General features: G+C 73.7%; 7 protein-coding genes. 2 read left to right on the forward strand and 5 right to left on the reverse strand.

From position 1 onward, the window contains the following. Positions 1 to 14 precede the first annotated feature (14 nt). The 5 genes from ABT034_RS16475 to ABT034_RS16495 are packed head-to-tail and all read right to left on the reverse strand — an operon-like array spanning position 15 to position 4,905. Entirely contained in the window at positions 15 to 245 is a 231-nt protein-coding gene (locus ABT034_RS16475; RefSeq protein ID WP_351215622.1) for a hypothetical protein, read from the reverse strand. Beyond that, on the reverse strand, positions 242 to 1,816 hold the full coding sequence (locus tag ABT034_RS16480) for an amidohydrolase (protein ID WP_351215624.1): 1,575 nt from the start codon (positions 1,814 to 1,816) through the stop codon (positions 242 to 244). Before ABT034_RS16480 ends, ABT034_RS16475 begins: the two co-directional genes overlap by 4 nt. Positions 1,817 to 1,841: 25 nt before the next feature. Then, positions 1,842 to 2,723, reverse strand: a complete 882-nt coding sequence (locus ABT034_RS16485) for an ABC transporter ATP-binding protein (RefSeq protein ID WP_351215626.1) — start codon at positions 2,721 to 2,723, stop codon at positions 1,842 to 1,844. Then, on the reverse strand, positions 2,720 to 3,802 hold the full coding sequence (locus tag ABT034_RS16490) for a FecCD family ABC transporter permease (RefSeq protein ID WP_351215628.1): 1,083 nt from the start codon (positions 3,800 to 3,802) through the stop codon (positions 2,720 to 2,722). The genes ABT034_RS16485 and ABT034_RS16490 overlap by 4 nt, the downstream gene beginning before the upstream one ends. After that, the gene (locus ABT034_RS16495; RefSeq protein ID WP_351215630.1) at positions 3,799 to 4,905 is read right to left on the reverse strand and encodes a FecCD family ABC transporter permease; all 1,107 of its coding nucleotides are present in this window, start codon (positions 4,903 to 4,905) and stop codon (positions 3,799 to 3,801) included. Before ABT034_RS16495 ends, ABT034_RS16490 begins: the two co-directional genes overlap by 4 nt. A 162-nt stretch (positions 4,906 to 5,067) precedes the next feature. Between ABT034_RS16495 and ABT034_RS16500 the strand changes: the two genes are divergently transcribed. Together ABT034_RS16500 and ABT034_RS16505 are read left to right on the forward strand one after the other, a co-directional pair. Further along, a complete protein-coding gene (locus tag ABT034_RS16500; protein ID WP_351215632.1) occupies positions 5,068 to 6,774 on the forward strand; it encodes an ABC transporter ATP-binding protein in 1,707 nt (568 codons plus the stop codon). After that, positions 6,771 to 8,696, forward strand: a complete 1,926-nt coding sequence (locus ABT034_RS16505) for an ABC transporter ATP-binding protein (RefSeq protein WP_502972944.1) — start codon at positions 6,771 to 6,773, stop codon at positions 8,694 to 8,696. Before ABT034_RS16500 ends, ABT034_RS16505 begins: the two co-directional genes overlap by 4 nt. Positions 8,697 to 8,765 lie beyond the last annotated feature (69 nt).

An 8,765-nucleotide genomic window follows, 5' to 3' on the forward strand; every position in this document is an offset into this window, starting at 1 on the left:
CCTCGGGGGCCTCTCTAGCCGCACGCGCGTCCCGGGTAGTCGGCGCTCTCCGGGGCGCCGGCCTCGCGCATGCGGCGGCAGACCTCGGCCAGGGACGCGTCGTCGATGGGGACCGGGAGGTTGAGGTGCCGGTCGAAGACCATCGTGTCGGCGTCCGGGTGCCAGATCACCCAGCGGGGCGGTGACGCGGGTGCCTCCCACAGGGGGGCGAATCGTTCGAGGTCGTCGTGGTCCGGTGTGCTCACAGGTTTCCCTTCTCCGTGTGCCCGTTCACGTACGTCGCCACGACCTCGATGTCCCCGATGCGCGAGGTGTCGACCCGTCGGGGGTCGTCGCCGAGGATGACGAGGTCGGCGCGTTTGCCCGGGGCGAGGGTGCCCGCGGTGTCGTCCCAGTGGCAGGCGTACGCGCCCGCGGTGGTGTAGGCGTGCAGGGCCTCGTCGACCGTGATGGACTCCTCCGGTCCGATCAGGCGGCCGGAGGTGGAGGCGCGTTCGACCATGAACTGGATCGCCCGGAGCGGCGCGCCGTCCGTGACGGGCCGGTCGGAGCTGCCGACGAGGGTGACGCCGTGGTCGAGGAATCCCCGGCCCCGGTACATCCAGGGCGCCCGCCGCTCCCCCATGACGTCCGCGTAGTCGTCGCCGAAGTAGCGGAGGAAGTTGGGCTGGACCACGGCGCTGACGCCGAGCCGGGCGAAGCGGGGCAGCTGGTCCGGGCGGATCAGGCCCGCGTGTTCCACCCGGTGCCGGGCCGCCGGCCGTGGCCGTAGCCGCTGGGCCCGCTCCAGGGCGTCGAGGGCGAGGTCGGCGGCGCGGTCGCCGATGGCGTGGACGGCGAGCTGCCAGCCGGCGAGGTGGCCGTCGACGACGAGGTCCGCGATCCGCTCCGGGTCGTCCTGGAACTGGCCGGTGTGGGACATGCCCTCGTACGGGTCGGTGAGCGCCGCCGTACGGGCCATCATGCCGCCGTCGGTGTAGATCTTGAGGGCGCCGATGGAGAGCCAGTCGTCGCCGAAGCCGGTACGGAGGCCGAGGTCGAGGGCGCGCGGGATGCCGTCGTCGCGGTGGGAGGCACGCGGGCGCAGGGTGTCGCCCGCGGCCATGAGCTGGACCCGGAGGGGCAGTCGGCCCTGGTCCCTGAGGAGTTGGTAGGCACCGAGTTCGACGGGGCTGTGACCGAGGAGGCCGCCGCCGATGCCCGCTTCGGCGCAGGCGGTGATCCCTTCGGCGAGGCAGGCGCGGCCTGCGCGTTCGATCGCGTCGGCGAGTTCCCCCTGGGAGTACGGGAGTCGGAGCTGTCGTACGGCGGTCATGGCGCTCTCCGCCAGGAACCCGTCCTGGTGGGGGATCTCGGCCGGGAGCAGGTCGAGGACTGCCCTGTTCACGACGCAGGCGTGGCCCGAGTCGTGCATGAGGAAGATTCTGCGGCCCCGGCTGACCCGTTCGAGTTCCGCGGCGGTGAGGTGGCGCCCCAGGGCCCGCTGGTCGTAGCCCGCGATGTCCACCCAGACTCCGGGCCCGGCCGCGCGGGAGGCGGCGTCCGCGACGACGGCGAGTACGTCCTCGACGCGCTCGCAGGGCGCGATGCTCGGGGTGGCCGCCTTCAGTCCCGCCCAGGCCAGGTGGACATGGCTGTCGATGAAGCCGGGGAGCACGGTGGCGCCCTGGAGGTCGACGACCTCGCGGGCGGGCAGCGCGGTCACCTCCTCGTCGAGGCCCACGATCCGTCCGCGCCAGATGCCGAGGTCGTGGGCGACGGGGCGGTCCGGGTCCATGGTGAGAAAGCGCGCGTTCGTCAGCCTCGTACAGAGCATGGGCAGTCCGATCCCTGTCGCTGTTTCAGGAGGTCTCGGCCATCGCCGTACCAGGGGCGTCTTCCGCGACCGGGTCCGGTGCGGCGCCGGTCGGCTCGTATCGCCTGGGCGCCGCCGGGACCATCAGAGGAGTACCGGTCTCCGGGTCGTCGATGATCCGGCAGGGCAGGCCGAACACGTCCTCGACCAGCTCCGCGGTCATGACGGTCGACGGGTCGCCCTCGGCCGCGATCACCCCGCCGGGGCGCATCACGATGAGGTGCGTGGCGTAGCGGCAGGCCTGGTTGAGGTCGTGCAGGACCGCCACGATCGTGTGGCCCTTGCGGGCGTGGAGTTCGGCGCACAGGTCGAGGACCTCGACCTGGTGCGCGATGTCGAGGAAGGTGGTCGGCTCGTCGAGGAGCAGGATCGAGGTCTGCTGGGCGAGGACCATGGAGAGCCAGACGCGCTGGCGCTGGCCTCCGGACAGGTCGTCGACGGGCCGGTCGGCGAGGTCGAGCACGCCGGTCTGCCGCATCGCCTCCACCACGGCCGCCTCGTCGTCGGCGGACCACTGCTTCAGGAGGCCCTGGTGCGGATACCGGCCGCGGGCGACGAGGTCGCCCACCGTGATGCCGCCGGGGGCGGTGGAGGACTGCGGGAGGAGGCCGAGCCGGCGGGCGACCTCTCGGGAGCGGTACGAGGCGATGGCGGCGCCGTCCAGGTAGACCTGTCCGGCCCGTGGCTTGAGCATTCGGGCGAGGGCGGTGAGCAGCGTGGACTTGCCGCAGGCGTTCGGTCCGATGATGACCGTGAAGGAGCGGTCGGGGATCTCGACGGCGAGGTCGGTCGCCACGGTCCGCTGGTCGTACGAGAGGGTCAGGTTCTCGGCGCGCAGGCGGGAGGCCGGACGGTTCGTTGCTGTCATGCGCGGCTCTTTCGCGACTCGGAGACCAGTAGCCAGATGAGGTAGAGCCCGCCGACGCAGCCGGTCGCCGTGCCGACCGGGAGGAGCGCGGGGGCGAAGAGACGCTGCACGGCGAGGTCGCTGAGGGCGAGCATGACCGCGCCCATGAGGGCGGACGGCACCAGTGCGGGCCCGGACGACCGGGCGAGTCTGCGGGCCACCTGGGGCGCGGCCAGGGCGATGAACCAGATGGGGCCGGTGACGGCGGTGGCGAACGCGGCCAGGGCGACGCTGATCACGAGCAGGACGGTGCGGGTGCGTGTCACGTCGACGCCGAGGGCCATGGCGGTGGTGTCGCCCATCTCGACCATGGAGAGGCGGCGGGAGAGGAAGAAGGCGAGGGGCAGCAGGACGGCGACGGCGAGGCCGATGGCGTGGGCGTGTGTCCAGAGCCGGTTGCCCAGGCTGCCGATCAGCCAGGCCTGCGCCTCCAGGGCTTCCTGGAAGGTGGCGCGGGTGATCAGGTACGAGTTGACGGCGAGGAGCAGGGCGCTGACGCCGATGCCGATGACGACGAGCCGGAAGCCCTGGATGCCCCGGCCGAGCATGAGGAGGTGGACGGCGAGGGCCGTGGCGAGGCCGCCGATCAGCGCGCCGAGCGCGATCTGCGCCATGCTGCCGTGCACCACGACGATGACGAACAGGGCGCCTGCGGCGGAGCCGTTGGTGAAGCCGATGATGTCGGGGCTGCCGAGGGGGTTGCCGGTGATGCTCTGCAGGATGGCGCCGCTGACGGCGAGGGCCGCGCCGACGCACAGCGCGGTGAGGAGGCGCGGCATGCGGAGGGTGTTGACGACGAAGTCGGCGATTCCGGTGTCCTGGCCGGTGAGGGCCCGGTAGACCTCCCCCACGGTCAGGTCGAAGTCGCCGGTGGTCAGGGTGACGCCCATGGTGGCGACGAGCGTGACGAGGAGGGCCGCGGTGGCGGCGACGGTACGGCTCCGGACCAGCAGGGAGATGCCTCCGGCCCGGGTCCGGACGACCCGGCCGCTGACGACGCGGGGGCGGTCGGGGGCCTTCTCGGCCCGTACGGCGGTCACAGCATGACCAGCTTTCGGCGACGGCACAGGGCGATGAACAGGGGGGCGCCGATGAACGCGGTGACGATGCCGACCTGCACCTCGCCGGGGGCGCCGAGGACCCTGCCGATGATGTCCGAGCCGATGAGCAGGACGGGTGCGATCAGCATCGAGTACGCGAACACCCAGCGCTGGTCGGGGCCGACGACGAACCGGGCGATGTGCGGTACGGCGAGGCCCACGAAGCCGATCGGTCCGGCGGCGGCGGTGGCGGCCCCGCACAGGAGCATCACGGCGACGGCGCCCAGGGCGCGGGTCCGGCCGACGTTCACGCCGAGGGCGCGGCCCATCTGGTCGCCCATGGCGAGGGCGTTCAGGGACGGGGCGAGGACGAGGGCGATGACGAGGCCCACGCCGACGAACGGCAGGGTCATCAGGACGATGTCGTGGTAGCGGCCCGCGAGGGAGCCCACGGTCCAGAAGCGGAACTGGTCGAAGGCCCTCGGGTTGAGCAGCAGGATCGCCCAGTTGAAGGCGTAGAGGACGGCGGTCACGGCGGCGCCCGCGACGACGAGCCGCTCGGGGGAGGCGAGTTTCCGGCCGGAGGAGCCGAGGAAGTGGACACCGACGGACGCGGCGGCGGCGCCCGCGAGGGCGAACCACACGTAGCCGAGCGGCGCCGCGACGCCGAAGAAGGCGATGGCCACCACCACGCCGGCGGAGGCGCCCAGGTTGACGCCGAGCATGCCGGGGTCGGCGAGCGGGTTGCGCGTGAGGGCCTGCATCAGGGCGCCGGCGAGGCCGAGGGCCGTGCCGACGAGCAGGCCGAGGAGGGTCCGGGGGATGCGGTAGTCGTGGATGATCACCGACGTCTCCGAGCCGTCCGGGTTCCACAGGACGTTCCAGGTGGCGGTGAAGGGGATCCCCCGGGTGCCCACCCAGACGCTGAGGAGACCCACGAGGACGAGGGCGGCGAGGGCCAGGACCAGTCCTAAGCTCCGGAACGCCGTCCCGCCGCGACCCGTCCGCGGCGGCGCGGCCGGGTCGGGGGCCTTCTCCGCGGGATGCCCCTCGGGCGGCTGTCCCGTCACCGACACCATCCGGGATTCGACGGACAACGACAACTCCCCCTGGCGGCGGTTCAGATGTACGGCGAGAGCCCACGGCGCACGGGCGCCCAGCGGATCACGACTTAGGTGAGGCTAACCGAACCGTACCCCGTGGTCAATGCGTGTGATCAGAGTAGGCTTACCTAACCATTCGTCTCACCTCCGTGAAGGAGTCACATGCCAACGGGCGGACCGACGGGGGGACTTGTCCTCCGCCAAGCGATCAGGGGACAACGCCGCCGTGTGATCGCGGCATCCCTGCTCGGCATGACCCACCAGGGCTGCGAGGCCCTGGTGCCGGTGGTCATCGGCGCCACCATCGACACGGCGGTGGCGACCGGATCCTCCGACGCGCTCCTGCGCCTGCTACTCGTCCTCGCGGTGCTCTTCCTGGTCCTGTCGACCTGCTACCGCACCAGCGCCCGGATCACCGAGGGCGGCGGCGAACTCGCCGCGCACCGGCTCCGGCTCGACCTGGCCGCGCGGGTGCTCCACCCGCGGGGCGGCGCGGACGCGAACCGGCTCCCCGGCGCGCTGACCAGCATCGCCACCAACGACGCCCGCCGGGTGGGCTCGGTGGCCACCGTCATCTCGTACGGCGTGTCGGCCGTCGCCGCACTCGTGATCAGCGCCGTCGCCCTCCTCCGGATCTCCGTCCCGCTCGGCCTGCTCGTCCTGCTCGGCATCCCGCCCCTCCTCTGGCTCGGGCACCGCATCAGCCGACCGCTCGAACGGCGCAGCGAGACCGAGCAGGAACGCGCCGCCCACGCCTCCGGCGTCGCCGCCGACCTGGTCTCGGGCCTGCGGGTCCTCAAGGGCATGGGCGCCGAGTCCGCGGCCGTCGCCCGCTACCGCACCACGAGCCAGGACTCGCTGTCCGCCGCGCTGCGCGCGGCCCGCAGCCGGGCCGGGCACGAGGGCGCGGTCCTCGCGCTCACCGGGGTCTTCATCGCCGTGATCGCCGTCGTCGGCGCGTATCTCGCGATGGACGGCACCATCAGCGTCGGTGACCTGGTGGCCGCCGTGGGCCTCGCCCAGTTCCTCCTCGGCCCGTTCCAACTGCTCACCTACGTCAACGCCGAACTCGCGCAGGGCCGGGCGTCGGCCCGGCGGATCGCCGAGGTGCTCGCCTCGCCCGTCACCGTCGCGGACGGCGACGACGTACCGGAAGGCCCGGCCGCCGGAGGCCGCCTCGCACTGCGCGGGGTGACGTTCGGCGCGCTCCGGGGCGTGGACCTCGACCTGCCGGCCGGCAGCCTGACCGGGGTCGTCACCCGAGACCCGGCCGCCGCCCACGACCTCCTCGTCTGTCTGGCCCGGGAGGCCGACCCCGCCGAGGGCGCGGTGGAGCTCGACGGCGCGCCCCTGACCTCGCTCGATCCCGACGCGCTGCGCCGGGTGGTCCTGGTCGCCCACCACGACGCCGACCTGTTCGAGAGCACGCTGCTCGACAACGTCCGGGCCGGGGCCGGGACCGACGACGGCACCGGCGCGGTCGAGCGGGCCCTCAGGGCCTCGGCCGCCGACGACGTCGCCCGGCTCCTTCCCGACGGCGGGGACACCCTGCTCGCTGAGCGCGGGCGGTCGCTCTCGGGCGGCCAGCGCCAGCGCGTCGCGCTCGCGCGGGCGCTCGCCGCCGACCGGCCGGTGCTCGTCCTGCACGATCCGACGACCGCCGTGGACACCGTGACCGAGTCCCGTATCGCGGCCCGGCTGCGTGAGGTCCGCCGCGACCGCACCACGGTCCTGGTCACCACGAGCCCCGCGCTCCTGGCGGTGACCGACCGGGTGGTGGTCCTGGAGGACGGCGCCGTACGGGCCGCCGGCCACCACACCGAACTCCTCGCCACCGACGCGACGTACCGAGCGGCGGTGCTGGCATGACCCCCGCCGAGGAGACGAAGCCCGAGGGCCGGGAGCAGGCCGAGGGTCGGGAACAGGCCACCGAAGGCCGTACGAGAGGGACGGAAGAGACCATGAGCGGAACCCGCCAGGACCGGGTGCTCCTGCCGACCGCCACCGGCGCCGAGTCCCTCGCGGCGCTCCGCGCCATGCTGCGCGGCCACCGGCTCCTCGCCGCCGCGGCGATCACCGTCCTGGTCGCCGGAACGGCCATCGGACTGCTCACCGCTCCCCTGCTCGGGCACATCGTCGACCTCGTGGTGGACCGGAAGGGCGCCCCCGCCCTGACGCTCCCGCTGGTGCTGCTCGTCGTCGTCGCGGTCGCGCGCGGCGCGGCCGCCACCGTCGGCAGCACCCTCGTGGCCAGGCTCGGCGAGACCGTACTCGCGGCCCTGCGGGAGCAGTTCATCGAGCGGGCGCTGCGGCTGCCGCTCGACCGCGTCGAGGCGGCCGGCTCGGGCGACCTGGTCTCCCGGGTCACCAGCGACGTGTCGATGATCGGGAAGTCGGTGCGGCAGGCGCTGCCCGAGTTCAGCCGCTCCGCCCTGACGATCCTGCTGACGTTCGTCGGACTCGCCGTCCTCGACTGGCGGTTCCTCCTCGCGGCGCTGCTCGCGGCCCCGGTGCAGGCGCTTTCGGTGCGCTGGTACCTGCGCCGCGCCGCCCCCGTGTACGGCGAGCACCGGATCGCGACCGGCGCGTTGCAGCACCAGCTGCTCGACAGCGTCGGCGGAGTCCGTACCGTACGAGCCTTCCGGCTGAACGGCACGCACGCGGACCTCCTGGAGCGGCGGTCCGAGGCGGCGCGCGACCTGGGGCTGCGGGGCATCCACATCGTCACCGGGTTCTTCTCGCGGCTCAACCTCGCCGAGTTCATCGGGCTCGCCGCGATGCTCGCGACCGGCTTCGTCCTGGTCGACAACGGCTCGGTCAGCATCGGTACGGCGACGGCCGCCGCGCTGTACTTCCACAGCCTCTTCAACCCGATCAACGCGACCCTGTTCCTCCTGGACGACGCCCAGTCGGCGGGGGCGAGCTTCGCCCGCCTGGTCGGTGTGTCGGACCTCCCGGCGGAGCGGGTGCCCAGCGGGCACCACACCCTCGCGGACGGTTCGGTCGAGGTGTCCGCGCTCAGCCACGCGTACGGCTCCGGGGCGCCCGTGCTGCACGCGGTCGACCTCACGGTGCGCAGCGGGGAGCGGGTGGCCCTGGTGGGCGCGAGCGGGGCCGGCAAGACCACCCTGGCCAAGCTCGTCGCGGGCGTCCACAGCCCCACCGGGGGTTCGATCAGGCTCGGCGGGGTCGACGCCGGGGAGCTGGGCCCGGCCGGGGTCCGCCGCGCGGTGGCGCTCATCAGCCAGGAGGTGCACGTGTTCGCCGGGACCCTCGCGGACGACCTGCGCCTGGCCCGGCCCGACGCCGACGACGCGGCCCTGCACGCGGCGCTCGACCGGGTCGGGGCCCTGGAGTGGGCGCGAGCGCTGCCCGAGGGCCTGGACACGGTCGTCGGCGAGGGCGGGCACCGGCTGACGGTGACGCAGGCGCAGCATCTCGCGCTGGCCCGGCTCGTGCTCGCGGACCCGCCCATCGCGATCCTCGACGAGGCCACCGCCGACGCGGGGAGCGCCGGTGCCCGGGTCCTGGAGGAGGCGGCCGCCCGCGCCCTCGAGGGGCGTACGGGTCTGCTCGTCGCGCACCGGCTGCCGCAGGCGGCGGCTGCCGACCGGGTGGTCGTCCTGGATCAGGGCCGTGTGGTGGAGACCGGCACGCACGAGGAGCTGGTGGCGGCGGGCGGCCGGTACGCCGACCTGTGGGCCGCCTGGTCCGCCAGCCGCCGGGACCCCGGGGAGAAGGTGCCGCATCCGTCCCCGGACGCGGACGTCCCCGTCTCACCGGCCCGCTGAGGGCTCCCGCGCACGCGGGAAGGGGGCGGCACGACATTGCGTCGTGCCGCCCCCTTCGGCTGTCCGCCG

This window comes from Streptomyces sp. NPDC002773 (assembly GCF_040295605.1).
In the GTDB taxonomy this organism is placed as follows: Bacteria; Actinomycetota; Actinomycetes; order Streptomycetales; family Streptomycetaceae; genus Streptomyces.

Bases quoted from the DNA above. Each gene is read 5' to 3' on its own strand.
- ABT034_RS16480 (WP_351215624.1), bottom strand. From the start codon at position 1,816: ATGCTCTGTACGAGGCTGACGAACGCGCGCTTTCTCACCATGGACCCG.
- ABT034_RS16485 (WP_351215626.1), bottom strand. From the start codon at position 2,723: ATGACAGCAACGAACCGTCCGGCCTCCCGCCTGCGCGCCGAGAACCTG.
- ABT034_RS16500 (WP_351215632.1), top strand. From the start codon at position 5,068: ATGCCAACGGGCGGACCGACGGGGGGACTTGTCCTCCGCCAAGCGATC.
- ABT034_RS16505 (WP_502972944.1), top strand. From the start codon at position 6,771: ATGACCCCCGCCGAGGAGACGAAGCCCGAGGGCCGGGAGCAGGCCGAG.